This window comes from Nonomuraea sp. NPDC005983, from assembly GCF_040614375.1.
GTDB lineage: Bacteria > Actinomycetota > Actinomycetes > Streptosporangiales > Streptosporangiaceae > Nonomuraea.
The window spans coordinates 1-19,584 of sequence record NZ_JBEXUP010000114.1; the positions used below are offsets into that span (position 1 = coordinate 1).

The following is a 19,584-nucleotide window of genomic DNA, read 5'->3' on the forward strand; positions in this document are numbered from 1 at the left end:
CAGCGAGGAGGTCGTCGCCCGCTGGCGGCGGCGATCCGAGGCGGGCGCCGCGCTCGCCGACGGGCTGGAGCGGCCGTCCGACGAGCTGGTGCGGCGCGCCAGCCGGGGCATCGCCGCCTGGCAGGAGCACGTCACGGAGCTGGTGCGCACCGAGGGCGTGGCCAAGCGGTCGGTGTCCAAGGTGGTGTCGTTCGACGCCGACTCGCTCTCATTGATCTTCATGGTCGCGATGTTCAGCGCACGCGGCGCGGAGGGCCTGTCGCACCGGCTGGTCACCGCGTTGCTCGGAGCCGAGTCGCTGCGCGGCATCGGCGCCAAGGCGCTCAGCGACCTACGAGCCAGGATCGGCATGCTGTTCGACGAGGAATCCATGCGTTACGTGCAAGCGCTCGACTCCGCCGGGGTCCCGGACGAGTCCACCGCGACCCGCCTCTACCAGGCGACCTACAACCTAGAGGTCGCGCGATGACCACTGTCACGACCAAGCCAGGCCTCGCCCCGCGGCTGACCGCACTCACCAAGATCGTCGAGCTGGGGGGCGGACGGCTCGACGCCAAGCTGCACTCTGAGGCGGGAACGGTGCTGCAGCAGGCGGGCGAACGCCTCAAGCTGTCGTCGGACCACACCGTGGTCGCGCTGGCGGGCGGCACGGGAAGCGGCAAGTCGTCGCTGTTCAACGCCGTCTCCGGGCTGGAACTGTCTCCCACGGGCGTGCGCAGGCCCACCACCGCGCGCACCCACGCCTGCGTGTGGGGGCTGGAAGGCGCCGGGCCGCTGCTCGACTGGTTGCAGATCCAGTGGCGGCACCGCTTCGCCCGCGCCAGCGCCCTCGACAAGGGCGAGAGCCAGCTCCACGGGCTGATCTTGCTCGACCTGCCCGACCACGACTCCATCAGGGCGCTCACCGACACCGAGGCCGACCGGCTCATCGGCCTGGCCGACCTGGTCGTGTGGGTGCTCGACCCGCAGAAGTACGCCGACGCCTCCACGCACCGGCGCTACGTGACCGAGCTGGCCGGGCACGACGCGGTGACCGTGTTCGCGCTCAACCAGTCCGACCGGCTGGCCCCCGAGGAGCTGGCCGAGCTGGTCATCGACCTGAACGACCTGCTGCGCAGGGAAGGCGTCGAACATCCCACCGTGGTGCCCACCTCCACGGTCAGCGGGCGCGGGATCGACAGCCTCAAGAGCGTCATCGCCGCCGCCGTGTCCCGCCGCCGTGCTGCCATGCAGAAGCTCGAGGCCGACCTCGACCGGCTGCAGAGCCGCCTGGCGCAGAGCATGCCGGTCGGCAGCGCCCTGTCGGCGCCCGCCTCGGTGGACGAGGCCAGGCGGCTCGGCCTCACGGACGCCCTCTGCGACGCGGTGGGCGTACCGGCCGTGGGCGAGGCCATGGAGAACATCTACGCGGAACGGTCGGACCAGTGGGTCGGCTGGCCGTACCCCCGGTGGATCGCCCGGCTGCGCCCCGACCCGCTGAAGAGCCTGCGGCTGGAGGACATCGCCGACGAGGTCCGCGGCATCGCCACCGGGTCGGTCAGCGCGCAGTCGGCCGAGGTGAACAACGCCGTCCAGGCGCTCGCCGACGGGCTGACCGCAGGGATGCACCCGGTCTGGCGGACGGCGGTGCACAAGGCGGCCAGGTCACGCGCCGGGAAGCTGCCCGAGGCGCTCACCAAGGACCTCACCGAGGTCGCCCCGCAGCTCGACCGGGTGCCCGGATGGTGGCGGGTGCTGAAGGTGTGGCAGTACCTGCTCGTCGTGGCGTTCGTCCTCGGGCTGGCCTGGCTGGCCGTGGGGCTGCTCGCACCCGGGCAGGCGCCCGGCGGGATGGAACTGCTCGGCGACACGGCGGCGCTGCCCTGGGTGGGGTTGATGATGGCTTCCGTGCTGGGATTGGGGGCGTTGTCCGGGATCGCTTCGCGGAACTTCGTGGAGTTGGGGGCGTCCAAGGAGCGGGAGCGGTTGGAGCGGGAGATGCGGCGGCGGGTGTCGGCGGTGGCCGAGACCACGGTGGTGGAGCCGGTGGAGCAGGAACTGGGACGGCACCACGCGTTCTACACGGCCCTGCGCGGCTTGTCAGGATAAATCCACCTTCCTGCCGGCGCTTGGCACCCAACCTTCCGGGCTGCCTGCCTCGTCCGCGTACGTGCGGCGGCCCGCCCTATCGTGGCTCGCCCCGCAGTGGCCCGCGCTTCCCGTCCTTCCGGTAGTCCGCCACACGGCGGTCCCTCGCTCCTTCTTTTCGGTGGTCCGTCCTCTGTCCACAGGGAGTGACCGGCTGCATGGCGGCTGTCCACAGAATCGGGTTCGGCGGCCGGGTGGGCTGGGCGGCTGAGGCACGGTGTTCCCAGGTCGCGGGCAGCCTGGCCCGCCGCATGGGAGGCAATCAGATGAACGACATCCAGATCACGCTGACCGGCAACGTGGCAGCAGAGCCACGGCAGTACACCTTCGAAGACGGCGCCAAGGTCACCTCGCTCAGGGTGCTGACCACGCACCGCTACTACGACAAGCGCACCGGGCAGTGGGCCGACGGGGAGAAGGTCTGCTTCGCGGTCCGCTGCTGGCGCTCGCTCGGCGACAACGTCGCCCACTCCGTACGCATCGGGCAGCCGATCGTGGTCTCCGGCAAACTGCGCATCAGAGAGTTCGGGCCCGAGGGAGACCGCAGGTTCATGCCCGAAGTGGAGGCCAGCGCGGTGGGCCACGACCTGCGTTGGGGCACCGGCGTCTTCACCAAGCCGGAGCGCGCCGGAGCGGCGGCCGCGGTGAGCAGGGAAATGCGCGACCGCCTCGACGAGGAGACCCAAGACTGGGCCATGGGAGCCAGGCGCCTTCCGGCACGACGCCCAGAAACCGCCCCCAACGGCCCGGCCGGTTCGACCGCGCACGCCGGCTCCGAAACCCCCGGCCGGCCCCAAGCCGAGAATGCCCCTGGTCAGGCCCGAGCCGAGGGCACATTCGATCGGCCGGGCGGCGTGGAAACCAGGAACGACCTCTCGCTCGAGGCATCGGGTACCTCTCGCCGCCGATCGCCTGACACGGCCTCGGCCGATGGCGGCAGCGCGGCCGCCGCGACCTCGTCTAAGCCAGGAAGGCCTGCCGACGAGACGACGCCCCCACACCCCTTCGCCGCAGACGACGCCGACGGAGACGACAACCAGGAAGCGGCACCCGGAGAGACAACCGGCGTCCAGGCAGCCAGGGGTCAGGCGCGCGGGGGTCGGGCAACCGGGGCGCAGGTAACAGCGGGGAGGTCAGTCGGCGGGAGCCGGACGGCGCGCGCAGGGGAGAGAGCAGCAGCAGAGGCCGACTGGCACGTGCAGGAACGAGCAGCAGCCTGAGAGTGCCCTGAAGCGGGCTGGTGAAGATGGAGGAGGAGGGGCCACCGACCGTACGCGCGAATACCGTGCGTTGCTAGGCGCGGCATGAGGAGGGAGCGGCCGATGGTGTGTTGCCCGTGTCAGCTGGCAAGAGCGTTTATCAGGTCCAGGTTACGCCCCGCACCATGGCTGCTCCTTTCCCGCACGGTTCGCTCGCGAAGTGAGCGGTTCTCCTTCATTTGACCACAAGTGGTATGCGGCCCTGCTGTCAACGTAGCGGTTCCCATCGCACGACGCACACTCCGCAATTATCGTGTTACACATCGTTAGTCAGGGAGGAGACGAGATGGCGACGACCAGTCACACCTCGGTCGAGTCTCGCGACGGTGTGTCATCGCTGGTCGGCCGTTGGCCGCTGCTGGGGCAGCGCCGCTCGCTCGTCGGGTACCTGTGCGGGCTCGTCACCCTCGATCTCGCCGCGATCCTGCTGTTGGCGACTTTCACCCATTTCCGGTGGTCTGATCTGCTGACCTTCGCCGCTCTCATGGGCTGCGGCGCGGTCTGCATCGAGGCCACCAGGCGTCTCGGCATGCCTGCGGGGGTCTCGCGAGACCTGCTGTCGGCGTGGTGGCTGCCGGTCGCGCTGCTCCTGCCGCCGGTTTACGCCCTGTTCGCGCCGATCGTGCTGCAGTTCCTGCTCCAGCTGCGCGTCCGCGCGACGGTCCTGTACCGCAGGGTGGGCAGCACGGCCGCCATCGGCCTGGCCGGATGCACGGCCTCCGTGATCTTCCACGAGCTCGTCCCCGATCCGTCGGCGCTGTCGAGCGGCCGCGGCAGCCCGATCGCCGCCGCGGTCGCCGCCGCGATGATCTTCGCTCTCCTCAACACGAGCCTGATCGCCATCGCGGCGCACACCGCCGATCCCGACATCCGCTGGCGTGAGGTGCTGTGGGACCGGGAGAGCTTCCTGCTCGACGTCGTGGAACTGTGCCTCGGCGTCACGGTGGCGATCGCGTGCGGTCTCAACCTGGCGCTGCTGGTCCTGACGCTCCCACCGGTGGTCCTGCTTCAGCGCAGCCTCCTGCACGCCCAGCTCCAGGCGGCCGCCCGCACCGACCCCAAGACCGGCCTGCTCAACGCCGCCGCCTGGCAGCGCGAGGCCGACACGGAGATCGTCCGCGCTCGGCGCACCGGCGAGACCTTGGCGCTCCTGCTCATCGACATCGACCACTTCAAACGGGTCAACGACACCCACGGCCATCTCCTGGGCGACCAGGTCCTCATCAACGTCGCGGCGACCCTGCGCAGCCAGCTCCGCGACTACGACGTGGTGGGCCGCTTCGGCGGCGAGGAATTCGTCGTCCTGCTACCGCGCGCCGACATCAACGAGGCCCGAATGGTGGCGGAGCGCCTTCGCTGCAGAATCAGCCGCATGGCCGTCCCGGCCGACGACTGCATGATCACCGTTACGGTCTCGACGGGGGTCGCCATCATGAGCATTCACGGCGACGACCTCATCGAACTCCTGGCCGCCGCCGACCTGGCCCTCTACCGGGCCAAGGAACTCGGCCGAGACCGCATCTGCATCCCCATCGTCCAGCCACCCCGCCCAAGCTCGGAAGACACCCCCACCTAACGCCCAGCCCGACCAGATGCGGGCGGCCACCCCGCGGCCAGCGACCCACTCGACCTCTGACGGCCCCTCACCTGACCCCGATCATCTGCCTGCCGCGCCCCGCTCAAGGACGCTCGCGGGCTGGGGTGAGGGTGCCCGCAGTTGGACGGTTGGTTCGTTGGGGAACCGTCCCGCGAAGGAGGCCGGAGTGTTCGCCTCCCTGTGAGGACCGGCTGTTCTGGTGACCGGTCGTCCATGAACAGCGCTCCCGACGGTCGTCCCTCAGCGGTTGCTCTTCGAACAACCTCAATCAGGCAAGGCGATGGGTTTGTCGAGCTTCCGGGAGCGCTTGGCGGGGGAGTCGGGGGTTGGTGGGAGTTCCGGGGCGGCTGGGGGCAGGGGGCTGGGGAGGCGGCGGAAGCGCGGGTCCGTAGCCCCTAAGCTAGTTACCATGCCGGAGTACATCTACACGCTGCAGCGCGTGCGCAAGGCGCATGGCGACAAGGTTGTCCTTGACGACGTCACGCTGTCGTTCCTGCCCGGAGCCAAGATCGGCGTCCTGGGTCCGAACGGCACCGGAAAGTCGACGCTGCTCCGCATGATGGCCGGCCTGGAGCAGCCGTCCAACGGAGAGGCCAAGCTGATGCCGGGCTTCACGGTCGGCATGCTCCAGCAGGAGCCTCCGCTCAACGAGGAGAAGACCGTCCTCGGCAACGTGCAGGAGGGTGTCGCCGAGACGATGGCGATGCTCAACCGGTACAACGAGATCGCCGAGCAGATGGCCACCGACTACAGCGACGAGCTGCTGAACGAGATGGGCAAGCTGCAGGAGCAGCTGGAGCACCGCAACGCCTGGGATCTCGACAGCCAGCTCGAGCAGGCCATGGACGCGCTGCGCTGCCCGCCGCCCGAGGCCGATGTGGCGAAGCTGTCCGGTGGTGAGCGTCGCCGCGTCGCGCTGTGCAAGCTGCTGCTGGAGGCGCCCGACCTGCTGCTGCTCGACGAGCCCACCAACCACCTCGACGCCGAGAGCGTCCAGTGGCTGGAGCAGCACCTGGAGAAGTACGCGGGCACCGTGCTGGCCGTCACCCACGACCGCTACTTCCTCGACAACGTCGCGGGCTGGATCCTCGAGCTCGACCGTGGCCGCGCCTTCGCCTACGAGGGCAACTACTCCACCTACCTTGAGGCCAAGACCCAGCGTCTCAAGGTCGAGGGGCAGAAGGACGTCAAGCGCAAGAAGCGCCTGGAGGACGAGCTGGAGTGGGTCCGCTCGAACCCCAAGGCCCGGCAGACCAAGAGCAAGGCCCGCCTCCAGCGCTACGAGGAGATGGCCGCCGAAGCCGACAAGTACCGCAAGCTCGACTTCGACGAGATCCAGATCCCGCCGGGCCCGCGCCTCGGCACCACGGTGATCAGGTCCGAACAGCTCACCAAGGGCTTCGGCGACCGGCTGCTCATGGAGAACCTGACGTTCGACCTGCCACGTAACGGCATCGTCGGCATCATCGGCCCCAACGGCGTCGGCAAGACCACGCTGTTCCGCATGATCACCGACGGCGAGACGCCCGACAGCGGCTCGATCACGGTCGGCGAAACCGTCAAGATCTCCTACGCCGACCAGAGCCGGGGCGGCATCGACCCGGCGAAGAACGTCTGGGAGGTCGTCTCCGACGGGCTCGACCACATCAAGGTCGGCAACGTCGAGATGCCGTCGCGGGCGTACATCGCGGCGTTCGGCTTCAAGGGCCCTGACCAGCAGAAGAAGGCCGGGGTTCTGTCGGGTGGCGAGCGTAACCGGCTCAACCTCGCGCTCACCCTCAAGCAGGGCGGCAACGTCCTGCTGCTCGACGAGCCCACCAACGACCTCGACACCGAGACGCTGTCGTCGCTGGAGAACGCGCTGCTCGACTTCCCGGGCTGCGCGGTGATCACGTCCCACGACCGGTGGTTCCTCGACCGCATCGCCACGCACATCCTGGCGTGGGAGGAAGGGTCGAACTGGTTCTGGTTCGAGGGCAACTTCGCCGACTACGAGAAGAACAAGATCGAGCGGCTTGGCGCCGACGCCGCTCGGCCCCACCGCATCACCTACAGGAAGCTGCACAGGGACTGATCGTCTGAGACGTGGCCCCTACGCGGGGGTGGGGGCCGGCCTCTGCTCGTGTGCGGTGGGTGTTTCTGGAATTCGACGGCGGGTCCTTCTCAAGGGCCCGCCGTGAGTTTTGTCGGGTTCGAGGGACCGCCGGGCCGTGATGCTGCTCCTGGGCGCCGGGCCGTGGCGCTGCCCGAGGCACCGAGCCGTGATGCTGCCCGAGGTGCCGGGCGCTGGCGCTGTTCGGGCGTCCCCCGCTGGAGGACGTGCTCGCCGGGCGCGGCCGGCACCGCCGGCCCCTGACCGTCGCGAGGCTGCCCGGAGCGAGGCCGGGTGACGAGGACAGGTACGGTTGCGGACGTGGTTGAACACTCCCTCGTCGCACAACAACGGCACATCTTCCCCCGCATGGTGAGATTTGCGGATATTGACTCGCTCGGGCACGTCAACAACGTCCGCTTCTTCGACTATCTGGAAGACGCCCGCCTGGGGATGCTGCACATCGATCCGTACAAGGCCGGTGACGCGCCTTTCAAGAGCCTCGTCGTGGCCCGGCACGAGATCGACTACCTACGCCCGCTGGGCTTCCGGGCGGAGCCGGTCCGCGTGGAGACGTGGGTCACGGAGATCAGGCCGGTCAGGTTCACGCTGCAGTACGAGATCCGCGACGACGAGGATCTGTACGTGCGGGCCATGTCCGTGCTCGTCGCCTACGACGTGGAGCGGGCCGCGCCGCGCAGGCTCACAGGGGACGAACTCGCCTACCTCCGCCGCTTCGCCTAACCGCCCGGTGCCCGACCTATGACACCGCGGGGCAGGAGACGCTGGGTGATGCTGGGCATCGGAGTCAACGCTCACGCCAGTGTGACGTTGGGACTGTTCGGCCTGCCTCTCGTCATGCCGGACGTACAACGATATTTCGGCGTTTCCCTCCCCGTTGGAGGACTGATCGGCAACGCCCCCGGCATCGGCGTCATGGTCGCCCTCGTCGCCTGGGGTACGCTGGCTGACAGGCGCGGTGAACGACTGGTGCTCGGCGCCGGAGTGGGGCTGGCCGTCGTCCTGTTCGCCGCCGTCGCGTTCGTCTCCGAGACCTGGGCCGTGATTGCGCTGCTCGCCCTCGCCGGCGCCGCCGGATCGGCCGCCATGGTCGGTGGCGGGCGGATCGTGCTGCGCTGGTTCGACCCGCCGGAACGCGGCGTCGCCATGGGGCTGCGCCAGGTGTCCTACACGCTCGGCATGGCCGCCGCCGCGTTCGTCCTGCCGCCTGTCGCGCGCGCCCACGGCATCCGCGGTGTGCTGCTCGTCTGCGCCGCCGTCAGCCTGCTCGCCGCCGTGCTGGCCGCGCTCTTCCTGGCCGAACCGCCCCGCAGGCTCGCCGAATCCAGCACCGGGCAGGACGTCTCGCCGTACCGGCAGCCCGCGCTCTGGCGGGTGCACGCCACTAGCGCGCTGCACGTCGTGCCGCAGATCGTGGTCAGCACGTACGGCGTCGAATGCCTGGTCAGCGTCTACCACTGGGACGGCGTCATGGCCGGCCAGCTCTTCGGCGTGGCGGCGATCGGCGGAGCCGCGGTCCGCATCGCGGTGGGCCGCTGGTCCGACAGGAGCGGGCTGCGGATGGCGCCCCTGCGGCTGCTCACGTTCTGCACGCTCGCCGTGCTCGCCCTGCTCGTGCTCGGCACCGTCACCCGCTCCTGGCTGGGCCCGGCCATGCTCGGGCTCGCCGCGGTCATCACCGTGGCGGGCAACGGGCTCGCCTACCTCGCGGCGGGCGAGCTGGCGGGCCCCGGCTGGGCCGGACGGGTGCTCGGCACCCACAACACCATCCAGAACACGGTGTCGCTGGGAGTGACCTGGCTGGGCGGCGTCCTGATCACCCAGGCCGGGTTCTGGGCGAGCTTCGCCGCAGGGCTGGCCTGCGCGCTGGTCTCGCTGCCCGTCATCCCGGTCCGCGGTGAGCAGAGCGCCATCGAGGTGCCGGACGCGACACCGTCGTCATGAGGTACGCAGCCAGGCGGCGGTGTCGGGCGGCAGGACGCCGTCCTCGACCGGCCCGCTCGACAGCAGCACGGACTCGTGCGGCGGCAGCCGCACCGGGTCGGAGCCGCAGTTCACCGCGCACGTCAGCGAGCCACGGCTGAAGAACAGCGCACCCTGCGGGGATTCCAGCCACTCCAGCGCGTACGGGACGGACCGGGCCAGCTCGCGGCGGCATGCCAGGGCCCGGCGGTAGAACTCCAGCGTCGAGCCGGGGTCTTCGGCCTGGTTCTGCGCGTTCAGCGTCCGGAACTCGTCCGGCTGGGGCAGCCAGGGCGCCACCCCGTCGGCCGAGAAGCCGTACGAGGCGCCGTCAGGAGTCCACGGCAGCGGCACCCGGCAGCCGTCGCGGCCGGGCAGCTCGCCCTTCGACCGCTTGAACACCGGGTCCTGGCGGGACTCGGGCGGCAGGTCCGTCACCTCGGGCAGGCCCAGCTCCTCGCCCTGGTAGAGGTAGACCGAGCCGGGCAGGGCCAGCATCATCAGCAGCCCCGCCCTGGCCCGCGCCAGACCCGTGCCCGGATCGTCGGTGCCGTAGCGGGTGCGGTGCCGCACCACGTCGTGGTTCGACAGCACCCACGTCGCGAACGGGACCGTCTTCAACGTGTCGTCGATGACCTTCCTGAACGCGGCCGGCGACCAGGGCGCCTGCAGCCAGGAGAAGTTGAAGCTCTGGTGCAGCTCGTCGGGGCGCACGTACAGGGCCAGGTCGGCGGGGTCGTCCGTCCACACCTCGCCCACCGCCATGCGCTCGCCCGGATAGCTGTCGAGCAGCTTGCGCCAGTCGCGGTAGACGGCGTGCACCTCGGGCCGGCCCCAGATCGGCGAGACCGAGGCGAACGCCTGGTCCTCGACGTCGGGCAGCCCCTCCGCCTTGTACAGCCCCATGGCCACGTCGATGCGGAACCCGTCGACGCCCCGGTCCAGCCAGAACCTCAGGATGTCCAGGAACTCCGCGTGCACCTCGGGGTTGCGCCAGTTGAAGTCGGGCTGCTCGGACGCGAACAGGTGCAGGTACCACTGCCCGTCGGGGAGCTGGGTCCAGGCCGGGCCGCTGAACGTCGACTGCCAGTTGTTGGGACGGTCGCGGAAGAGGTAGCGGTCGCGGCCCACCCCGCGCAGCGCGTCGCGGAACCACGGATGCTCGCTGGAGCTGTGGTTCGGCACGACGTCGACCAGCACCTTCAGCCCGAGTTCGTGCGCGTCGTGCACCAGCGCCTCGAAGTCGGCCAGCGTGCCGAACAGCGGGTCGACGCCGCGGTGGTCGGCCACGTCGTATCCGCCGTCGGCCATGGGGGAGGGGTAGAAGGGGGTCAGCCAGACGGCGTCGACCCCCAGGCTCCTGAGGTACGGCAGACGCTCCCGCACCCCGGGGAGGTCGCCGACGCCGTCTCCGGAGGCGTCGGCGAAACTGCGAACGTAGATCTCGTAGACGACGGCGTCACGCCACCAGGGGGAGTCCATGTGGCGTGTCATGCCCGTTTATGCCGGTGAGTTCACCAGACTGTGCGCGGCGTAGACGAGATAGTCCCAGAGCCGGGTCTCCTGATCCTGTGGCAGCTCCAGCGACTCGACCGCGTCGCGCATGTGGCGCAGCCACGCGTCGCGCTCGGCCTCGCCGATCACGAACGGCGCGTGGCGCATCCGCAGCCTCGGGTGCCCGCGCTCCTGGCTGTAGGTGTTGGGCCCGCCCCAGTACTGGATGAGGAACCCCCGGAACCGGTCTTCCGCGCCCGTGAGGTCTTCCTCGGGGTAGAGGGGCCGCAGCAACGGGTCGGCGGCCACGCCCTCATAGAAGCGGTGCACCAGGCGCCGGAAGGTCTCCTCGCCCCCGACGGCCTCGTAGAAGGAGGTCTCAGTCACCGTCACAGCCTATGCGCTGGCGACCATGGCCACGCCCGCGGAGTCGAGCGCCGCCTTGACCCGGTATCGCAACTCCCGCGCCACCTGGGCCTGCCTGGCGGGCAGCGTCTTGGCGGAGATCCGGAAGACCAGGGACGCGTCCGACAGTGCCTCCACGCCGAACACGTCGGGATGCTCGACGATCTGCGTCTCGCGGAACTCGGCGTCGGCCCAGATCTCCTCGGCGACGTTCTCCAGCAGCGCGCGCACCGTCGTGACGTCCGAGTCGTACGCCACCGGGACGTCCACGTACGCCCGGGACCAGCCCTGCGACTCGTTGCCGACCCGGGTGATGGTGCCGTTGCGGACGTACCAGACGCGGCCGTCGGCGTCGCGCAGCCGGGTGACACGCAGCGTGACCGCCTCCACCGTGCCGATCGCGGAGCCGCAGTCGATCACGTCGCCCACGCCGTACTGGTCCTCCAGCAGCATGAACATGCCCGCGATGAAGTCCTTGACCAGCTCCTGGGCGCCGAAGCCGATCGCGACGCCGAGGATGCCGACGCTGGTCAGCAGCGGGGCGATGGGGATCGTCAGGCGGTCGAGCACTGTCAGCACGGCCGTGCCGAGGATGAGGATCGAGGCGACATGCCTGAGCACCGAGCCCATGGTCTCGGCCCGCTGCTTGCGGCGCTCGTGCAGCAGGGCGTCGATGCCCTCGGTGGCGGCGCCGTTCCTCCGGAAGCGGCTGGTGATGGAGCCGCCGCTGGCCGCCCGGTTGACGACCCGGGTGATCACGCGGTGCATGAGGTTCCGCACCACGATCGCGAACACCAGGATGAGGACGATGCTGATCAGGCTGGCGACGAGTGGGGCCCAGGCCGCATCGGGAAACCACTTGACGAGCGGGCCGCAGATCACGGTGTCGGAACCGCAAGTCCCCGCCACGGCGGACCCGAGTTGGTCAAGGCTCGGAATATCCGTCGGAGGTGGCGTCATCGGCAGGGCCAGCAGGAACACTGGGGGATCCTCCTTGAAAGCGGTTCGGCCGGCGGGCCCTTTGCATGTTTTCGATGCAAAAGATACCGCCGACCGAACCGGCCGCCGTCACATCACGCCGGGGAAGACGGGGTCGGCAGGGCTCGGGGCCGCGGAGGGCGAGCCCTGTCGCTCCGGTGACGTGCGGCTCGGCGGAGACATGCACCCGGAAGCATGTCCGCCGCCGTTCTCATCTCCGGGAGGAATCTCCCGGACCGCCCTCCGGTCAGACCCGGAGAACGCTCGTCCCTGCGGCCGGGGAGCTGCAGGAGTCCTCGTGTGTTGCAGGAACCGGCGGAGTGGCCAGGGCCTCCGCTAGGAGGAAGCCCTCCGCACCGGCCACTCCGCCGGCTCTGCGAAGCCGCCGTGGGTGCGGTGATCCGTGATGGCTGCGCTCCACCCGGGTCACCGCCTCATCACTCCCCCACGGCGGCAAGCACCCGCGCGACCTTCGTCGCGGCACCAGCCGGATCGTCGGCCGCGTGCATCCGCTCTCCCCAGGACCAGCAGTACCACCAGTCGGGTAGCTCGGACGCGACCGTCGGCCGACAGGTGACGTTCTCGGACAGGCTCGTCGCGTTCGGGTTGATCACCCGGACGAACATCCGTCCGCTCTGGGTCTGGACCACTCGTGCGAGCAGACCGTGAGCGTCGAGTGCGGAGACAAGACGCGCGAGGTGCTCGAAGTTGTCGTCCCCCACCTCGTTCCTCCCTTGGGTCGTGGCTGGTGGGCCAAAGATGACTCAAGTCCGCGGCGGGCGCAACGAGGCCCCCCTGGCTACAGGGAGTTGCCTTCTCCCTCGTGGGATGTAAGAAACAGTCCGCAGGAGGACGATCCTTATCCGTAAACTTTCAAGAGGACGTTTCAAACCCGCCATCAATGGTCCATAGTCTTTCGTAGGCGCAGCGCAACCTGAAAGCTACGCTCCGTCACCGGTAGTGAACCGGTCGGGACATGTGAGAGGGGCCGGGATGTCCGGCAGACAGCACAGGGAAACGGAGATGGCGAGGCGGATCAGGGCCAAAGGCCTGGCCGCCGGTCGCACTCCTGCCCAGATCGCTGAGGAGATTCACCAGTCCTGCGTGTCCCAGTTCGGCACGACCAAGATCAAGGGGCACCGTCTTGCACACGGCATCGCGCTCGCTGACGTGATCGAACAGGTCCGCGCCCTGTTCAACCGCGACGAGAAACCCGTGCCCGGCATCGGCGAGACGCTGCTGTCGGCGTACGAGAGCGGGCTCAAACGGCCCGGCCCCGAGTACCTCCACTACCTGTGCAGCGTCTACCGGGTGGAGCCCACCTCGCTCGGCTACGACGGCCCGTGCATCTGCGGCCACAACCACCGGATGGCCGGCCTCCTCGTCACCGAGGCACAGGAACGGCCCGGGGCGCGCCCGCCGCACGAGCGCGACCTGATCATCAAGCCGGAGAACCCGGATCTGAGCTCCGGCAGCGAGGAGGACGAGAACGTCCTGCGGCGCACGCTGCTCCGGCTGCTCGGCGACAATCCCTCCGACGCCAAGCCCGACGCGACCGTCCTCGGCGCGGCCGAGGGCATCAGGCGGCGGATGGACGAGACCCTCGTCTCGGCCACCGTCTCTCCCGCGATGCTCGACCAGTGGGAGGAGGCGACGCTCAGCTTCGGCCGCCAGTACACCAACACGGCGCCGCAGCGGTTGCTCTGCGACGTGCTGCTCGAACTGAGCGCCGTACGCAACGCGATGGCCCACCGCCAGCCCGTCGACCTGCTCGAGCGGCTGTGCCGGATGGCCGCCCAGCTCTCCGGGCTGAGCGGCATGATCATGATCAACCTGGGCGACCACCGGCTGGCCAGGTCCTTCTTCCGCACCGGCCGCACGGCCGCCGACGAGACCGGCGACCGCGCCCTGCGCGCCTGGGTCACGGCCCGTGAAGCCCTCGTCCCGCTCTACTACGGCGACGCCCGCGAGGCGCTCAACCTCGCCAAGAAGAGCCGCGACCTCGCCGGCCAGACCCCGTGCGCGGCGCAGGCCATGGCCCCGGTCGTCGAGGCCCGCGCGCTGGCGCTGCTCTCGGGAACCGAGAGCAAGAAGGAGGTCGTCGACCAGGCCAAACGCGCGCTCCAACGGGCCAGGAACGCCTTCACGCACATGCGCGCCGACGACAAGGAGGACATGGCGTTCGGCTACACCGAGAGGCAGCTCTACTTCTACCAGGGCGACGTCCTGACCAAGCTCGGCCAGACCCTCGAAGCCGAGGTGGTGCTCAACCAGGCCCTCGACAAGTACCAGGACCACATCCTCGACCAGACCCTGATCAGGCTCGACCACGCGCAGTGCCGCCTGATCGACGGAGAGGTCGACGAGGCCGTCAGGATCGCGAACGAGGCTCTGGGCAGGCTCGGCCCCGACTACCTGACGGAGTTCATCATCCGGCCGGCCGTGAAACTGGAGAGGCTCATCAGGCAGAAGGACCCCGAACATGCGGGGCTGCCCGTCCTCCTGGAGTTTCGCGCGCAACAGGTCAAGGGGGAAGGGAATGGCGGTGCATGAAGCTGAAGATCCGGCGCTATCGCTGGTCTGACCTCGACACGATCCTCACTCTCCACCAGATCTGCCTGGCGGAGGTGGGGCTGGCGCCGGGTGACGGCGTCTACTACGACGACGACTTCCCGCGCATCCAGGAGCTCTACCTGGCGTGCGGCGGCGACTTCCTCGTGGGCGAGGTCGACTCTCGGGTCATGGCGATGGGCGGGTTGCGTCCCATCGACACGGAGACCGCCGAGGTCTGCCGGCTTCGCGTCCACCCCGCGCACCAGCGCCGCGGCTACGGCTCGGCCATGCTCCTGGCGCTGGAGAGACGCGCGGTGGAGCTGGGCTTTCACAACGTCCGCGGCGACACGACCCTGAACCAGGGGGCTGCCCTGCTGCTGTACCAGCGGCACGGGTGGCGCGAGATCTCCCGGCAGCAGGTGGGCGGGCTGACCGTGGTGTACGGAGAGAAGCGGCTGACGCCTGCGGCAATGCTGGAGCGATGACCGCACGGTTCGCCCGCGCCCCCTCCCGCCTGCAGCGCCCCCTCCCGCCTGCAGCGCTCCCTCCTGCCACGCTTCCGCATGGTGCGCTTCCGCATGGTGCGGACGCATGAGTCCGTGTGTGCCTGTGCGTGCAGCGGTCCGGCGCGTGTCTGGGCCGGTCTCCTGGTTTGAGCCCGTGCGCGTGCGGTGCCGGCCGGATCCGTTCGTGCGCCATGCCCGCTGTTCGAGTGGGCCCAGAACGGCCGGATGCCGTTCGTGCGTCGCGAGACGGGCGTGTGCAGTCCGCCTCCCCTGAGGCGTCTCCGAGCCGTACGGCGCGGCCTTAGCGCGGGCCCTTTGCCGCCCGTCGGCGGGTCCGTATCCCAGCCGCCCGTCGACGGGCCCCCGCCCCAGCCGCCGGTGCGGCCCCCTCGGGTGCGAGACCCGCTGGCCGCGCGCCGGAGGCGCGAGTGGGCGCTCCCTTTCGTCTCGCTGCGTAGGCGAGCGCGTGCACCGCGTAAGACATCGGAGCAACTCCTGGGGTGGTTTTCTGGTGGAGGGATTTGTGGGGAATGGGCGGTTCGGCGACCCGTGCGGATAAGGATGTCCGGGACCACGGGTGAGGCTCTTCACTCCGAGTGGTAGAGGAGTATCACCGTGCGCTCGCTGTACATCTTCGGCTGCTCATCGTGATGAGATGCTTCCGGCATGGCAGGCTTGGCCGCTCCCCGACCCCTCATGGGAGCCGTGCTTCTGTTGTTCGTCAGCGCCGCCTGGGGGTCGGCGTTCCCGCTGATGAAAGATCTCATCCTCCGGTTACCAGTTGAGGACCTGCTCGCCGCGAGGTACTCGATCGCGGCGCTCACCCTGTTCCTCATCCGGCCGGGAAGCCTTCGGGGGCTGTCGCGGGGGACCTGGGTCAACGGGGTGATCCTGGGGGTCATGTTCGGGGTCGGGCAGAGCGCCCAGGCGATCGCACTCGACAGCCTTCCCTCGGCCGTGTCGGGGTTCGCCGTGGGGTGCAGCGTCGTCATCACGCCGATCCTGGCCCTGGGCCTGTTCAAGGCGCAGGTGCCGGTACGGGTGTGGGTGGGCGTCGGGCTGGCGCTGGCCGGGATGACGGTGTTCACGCTGCTGCGCGGCGTCGAGGACCAGGAGTTCTCGCTGCTGGCGCTCGTCGTCACCCTCGGCGCCGCAGCGCTGTACTCGGGGCACACGCTCCTGCTGGCGAAACTCTCCCGGGCCGATCGCGGGTTCGACCCCTACGCCCTCACCGTCGTCCAGCTCGCCACGATCGGCGCGATGACCGGGGCGCTGGCGGCCCATGACGGGTTCAGCATGCCCGCCTCGCTGCCCGACTGGGGGATACTCGCCCACCTGTCCGTCGTCTCGTGCGCGCTGGGCTTCCTGGCCCGCTCGTACGGGCAGGCGCACCTGTCGGCCGTGCCCAGCGCGGTGCTGATGTCGTCGCAGCCGCTCTGGGTGGCCGCGATCGCGGTGATCTGGTTCAACGAGCAGATCGGCTGGAGCATGATCGTCGGTGGCGGGCTGATGGCTGTCGCGATGCTGCTCGCGGTGCCGTCCAGGGAGACCGCTCCGAAGATGCCGGCGGAGCGGCGGAAACTGCTCGCGGTGTCACGTCAGGCGTCCAGGGTGCTGGCTGACCTGCGGGTCAAGCGGGACGATCCGCTGAAGCTCGGCGGCGGTCCCGTGCCGATCGTCGGGAAGAGCGGTTGCGAGAGCCACGACGACTGCCCGTGGCGGACGCGTGCGGTCAAGGGGGGTGACGAGCCGAGCCTGGAGCGGTTGATCGAACGGGCGACTCTGATCGTTCGTGCCAAAAACCTGTCAGGGCCCGGCTGCTGCCAGTCGGTAACGCTCGCCGGGCGCTGCCTGTGCGCGCTGATGGAAGAGGCGGAGCAGAACAGGACGGGGCCACTCCCCTCGTGGTTTCGGTCTCGATAGGCCGACGGAAACGGCCAAATTCCGCGAACCTCTCATCTATAAAGTCCGCACTTATTCGCCGCAAAACTTGATAATCGCTGAGGTGTCCGAATAATGGGGAGTTATCCCCAAGTGGAAGGGTCATCATGAAGCGCATTATCGTCCGCAAGCCGGGGGCCAAGAGGCTGACCGGGAACTCCAGCGTCATACACAAGGGGTGAGCGACAGCAAGTCCCATCTGAAGGCGCGGGGGGCGCCACCGACGCGGCGACGGGAGACCGCGTCGTTGCTGATGCCGATCATCGACGGGCAACGGCGCCCCCATGGTCCCTACACCGTTGGGTCCGCGCTGCTGCACCACCTCGTCCCCGTCGCCATGGAACGTTCCGCTGATCTCGTCGCGGCTCATGACCTCGAGATCCGCGCGGTCGCACCCGGTCTGTGTGACCGGGTGCCCGCCCGACGGGCCACGATCGACGCGGGCCTTCCCGACGACGAACGCATCCTGGTGCCCGCGCCCCGCCGCACGCTGCGGCTTGCCAACGGGATCGCCGAGTTCGTCCGTGCCGTGGTGCCGCCCGGCAGGACGCTCGTGGTGTGCAACGGCGCTGAGGCCGACCCCACCGACGTCGAGTTGCTCGACGTCCTGATGCGCCGGATCCCTCCTGACGTGCTGACGATCGCCCTCTACGCGGATGGCCCGCCCCTCGCCCCCGACTCGCGTGACGCCGGCGAGCTGTGGACGCTCGTCGACCACTGCATGCGCGAGGGATTCCTGCACGCCGCCGCCGAACTGGGCGAGCGCGGCCTCACCCTGACCGAGCCCGGCGGCACGCAGTGGTGGCGATTCGCCCAGCGCACCGCGACGGCGCTCGGCGGGCTCGGCCGCGTCCAGGAGGCCCGCGACCTCTGGGAGCTGGTCCGCAGGACCAGCCAGGACCCCGCCATGCACGCCGCAGCCGCGTACGGCACCGCCATGCTGGACGCCCGGCACCCCGACCCCGCCCAGCGCGACCTCGGCCGGGCCAGGGGCTGGATCAACCAGGCGATCGCCATCTCCACCCTGCTGCCCGACCCCATGGAACGGGCGTTCAAGCTCGGCTTCGACCGCAACGGGCTGGCGCTGGTCGAACTCAGGCACGGGAGGCTGGACGCGGCGCTCGAACTGGTCGAGTCGGCCCTCGAACTCGCTCGCGAGCTGGGGGCGCGGCATCCCGTCCACCGCATGGTGCTGCTGGCCAACCGGGCCCAGCTCCTGGCGGTGCTCGGGCACGTCAAGGAGGCGCTCGCCGACTACGGCGCGGCCATCGCGATCGACCCCGCCTTCCCCGACTACTACCTGGAACGCGGGAACCTGCTGCTCGGCATGGGGGAGGAGGTGCCCGCGCTGGCCGACTACGAATCGGCCATGCGGGCCGGGCCGCCGCTGCCGGAGGCGTACTACAACCGCGCCGAGCTGTGGATCGGGCGCGGCGACCTCGACGCGGCCCTGGCCGACCTGAGCCGGGTGATCGACCTCGACCCCGGCTACCTGGACGCCTACATCAACCGGGCCGGGCTGCTGGCTGGTCTGGAACGCGACGAGGAGGCGAGGGCGGACGTGGCGGCCGGGCTCGCGCTGTCGCCCGGGAACGCGTACCTGCTGACGGTTCTGGGGCAGCTCGAAACGGCTGCCGGACGGCTGGAGGAGGCCCGCGCGGCCCTCGACCGGGCCGTCGAGGCGGGACCGGCCCTGGCGTCCGCCTGGGGCAACCGGGGGGTGCTGCGGTTCGAGCTGGGGGACGTCGAAGGCGCGGTGTCGGACCTCACCCGGGCCATCGACCTCGACCCCCAACCGGACCTCTTCGCCAACCGTGCCGTTGCGTTACGCGCCCTGGGCCGGCTCGCGGAGGCCGCCGCCGACGAGCGCCGCACAACGCAACCGTCGTAGCCGCGCTGGTCGCCGCGCCACTCATGGTTCCGCGCCGCTTGACGGCTGCGCACCGTTGACGCCGCGCTGCTTGCGGTTCGCGCCAGGGGGAGGCGCGGAAATCGGGGGATATGGGTGCGATCATGGCCGCATGGTGGGGCGGATGGGGCGGGCGGCGGGGGTTTACGGCGCGCTCGGGGTGCTCTGGTGGGCGAGTGTCCGATTGACGTGGCTCGGGATCGGGTGCGAGGACTGGGGGTGTCTGGCACCCGCCGTCGGTGCGCTGGCCGTCGTCACGGTCACGGTGCTGGGTGCGGCGGCCGTCGCGCTGGAGCGGGTGGGCGTACGTCCCGGACGGCGGGTCGCGGTGGTGGCGGCCGGGGTGCTGACGGTGTTCCGGCTGGTGGGGGAGGTGCTGCCGTCGTGGCCGTCGGCGTACGCGCACGCCGTGGCCGCCGCGGCCGCCTTCGCGGGGGCGGGGGCGATCGCGGCTTTCGTGACGGCCGCGGAGGTGCCGAAAAGCCGGCGGGTGCTGGCCGGCGTGGCGGTGGTGGCACTCCTGCCGGCCGCCGCTGTCGTGGTGGCGTGGACTGCGGAGTGGTGATCCGCCGGCGACACCGGTGTGAAATCTGCGGGTAGAGAACTTTCCCCCGGATTTGTTCGGTGGAAGATTCTCCACCTTCGGGAGAAATCATTACTCCTCAGGCGAATGACTCTCCTCCGCTTGACAGGGCCGCTGAGCCGAGAGACGGTGTCGTTCCGTATACGGAACACGCGGA

General features: G+C 69.8%; 15 protein-coding genes and 1 pseudogene. 12 read left to right on the forward strand and 4 right to left on the reverse strand.

Translation table 11 applies throughout. The annotated features are described in order from the left end of the window. From ABZ297_RS35150 to ABZ297_RS35180, 7 genes and pseudogenes are all read left to right on the forward strand, one after another. Positions 1–469 (forward strand): annotated as a pseudogene (locus tag ABZ297_RS35150) (AAA family ATPase); the annotation flags it as partial. Further along, on the forward strand, positions 466–2,088 hold the full coding sequence (locus ABZ297_RS35155) for an ABC transporter (protein ID WP_355355578.1): 1,623 nt from the start codon (positions 466–468) through the stop codon (positions 2,086–2,088). The pseudogene ABZ297_RS35150 and the gene ABZ297_RS35155, both read left to right, overlap by 4 nt. Before the next feature lie 197 nt (positions 2,089–2,285). Further along, positions 2,286–3,347: a single-stranded DNA-binding protein gene (locus tag ABZ297_RS35160; RefSeq protein ID WP_355355580.1), complete on the forward strand. Its 1,062-nt coding sequence runs from the start codon at positions 2,286–2,288 to the stop codon at positions 3,345–3,347. Positions 3,348–3,672: 325 nt separating this feature from the next. After that, the gene (locus tag ABZ297_RS35165) at positions 3,673–4,962 is read left to right on the forward strand and encodes a GGDEF domain-containing protein (RefSeq protein WP_355355582.1); all 1,290 of its coding nucleotides are present in this window, start codon (positions 3,673–3,675) and stop codon (positions 4,960–4,962) included. A 430-nt stretch (positions 4,963–5,392) separates the two neighbouring features. Then, on the forward strand, positions 5,393–7,057 hold the full coding sequence (gene ettA, locus ABZ297_RS35170) for an energy-dependent translational throttle protein EttA (protein WP_355355583.1): 1,665 nt from the start codon (positions 5,393–5,395) through the stop codon (positions 7,055–7,057). A 387-nt stretch (positions 7,058–7,444) separates the two neighbouring features. Next, a complete protein-coding gene (locus ABZ297_RS35175; protein ID WP_355355622.1) occupies positions 7,445–7,819 on the forward strand; it encodes a thioesterase family protein in 375 nt (124 codons plus the stop codon). A gap of 48 nt (positions 7,820–7,867) precedes the next feature. Then, on the forward strand, positions 7,868–9,040 hold the full coding sequence (locus ABZ297_RS35180) for an MFS transporter (protein WP_355355585.1): 1,173 nt from the start codon (positions 7,868–7,870) through the stop codon (positions 9,038–9,040). Here ABZ297_RS35180 and ABZ297_RS35185 read toward each other — a convergent pair. The 4 genes from ABZ297_RS35185 to ABZ297_RS35200 all read right to left on the reverse strand — a co-directional run bounded on the left by ABZ297_RS35185 (position 9,035) and on the right by ABZ297_RS35200 (position 12,657). Continuing rightward, a complete protein-coding gene (locus ABZ297_RS35185; protein ID WP_355355587.1) occupies positions 9,035–10,552 on the reverse strand; it encodes a glycoside hydrolase family 13 protein in 1,518 nt (505 codons plus the stop codon). The genes ABZ297_RS35180 and ABZ297_RS35185 overlap by 6 nt on opposite strands. Positions 10,553–10,558: 6 nt before the next feature. Continuing rightward, on the reverse strand, positions 10,559–10,939 hold the full coding sequence (locus ABZ297_RS35190) for a globin (RefSeq protein WP_355355589.1): 381 nt from the start codon (positions 10,937–10,939) through the stop codon (positions 10,559–10,561). Positions 10,940–10,948: 9 nt separating this feature from the next. Then, a complete protein-coding gene (locus ABZ297_RS35195; RefSeq protein ID WP_355355591.1) occupies positions 10,949–11,938 on the reverse strand; it encodes a mechanosensitive ion channel family protein in 990 nt (329 codons plus the stop codon). Positions 11,939–12,372: 434 nt separating this feature from the next. Next, positions 12,373–12,657, reverse strand: coding sequence for a hypothetical protein (locus ABZ297_RS35200; protein ID WP_350811492.1), 285 nt, complete (start codon positions 12,655–12,657; stop codon positions 12,373–12,375). Between the two features lie 301 nt (positions 12,658–12,958). Here ABZ297_RS35200 and ABZ297_RS35205 point away from each other — a divergent pair, with 301 nt between their 5' ends. The 5 genes from ABZ297_RS35205 to ABZ297_RS35225 all read left to right on the forward strand — a co-directional run bounded on the left by ABZ297_RS35205 (position 12,959) and on the right by ABZ297_RS35225 (position 19,409). Beyond that, positions 12,959–14,488 carry an XRE family transcriptional regulator gene (locus tag ABZ297_RS35205; RefSeq protein ID WP_355355593.1) on the forward strand — a complete coding sequence of 510 codons (1,530 nt, stop codon included), beginning with the start codon at positions 12,959–12,961 and terminating at the stop codon, positions 14,486–14,488. Then, a complete protein-coding gene (locus ABZ297_RS35210) occupies positions 14,485–14,973 on the forward strand; it encodes a GNAT family N-acetyltransferase (RefSeq protein WP_355355594.1) in 489 nt (162 codons plus the stop codon). The genes ABZ297_RS35205 and ABZ297_RS35210 overlap by 4 nt, the downstream gene beginning before the upstream one ends. Positions 14,974–15,699: 726 nt before the next feature. Continuing rightward, on the forward strand, positions 15,700–16,917 hold the full coding sequence (locus tag ABZ297_RS35215; RefSeq protein ID WP_355355596.1) for a DMT family transporter: 1,218 nt from the start codon (positions 15,700–15,702) through the stop codon (positions 16,915–16,917). Between the two features lie 196 nt (positions 16,918–17,113). Further along, a complete protein-coding gene (locus tag ABZ297_RS35220) occupies positions 17,114–18,826 on the forward strand; it encodes a tetratricopeptide repeat protein (protein ID WP_355355598.1) in 1,713 nt (570 codons plus the stop codon). 130 nt (positions 18,827–18,956) lie between these two features. Then, positions 18,957–19,409, forward strand: a complete 453-nt coding sequence (locus ABZ297_RS35225; protein ID WP_355355600.1) for a hypothetical protein — start codon at positions 18,957–18,959, stop codon at positions 19,407–19,409. Positions 19,410–19,584: the final 175 nt, after the last annotated feature.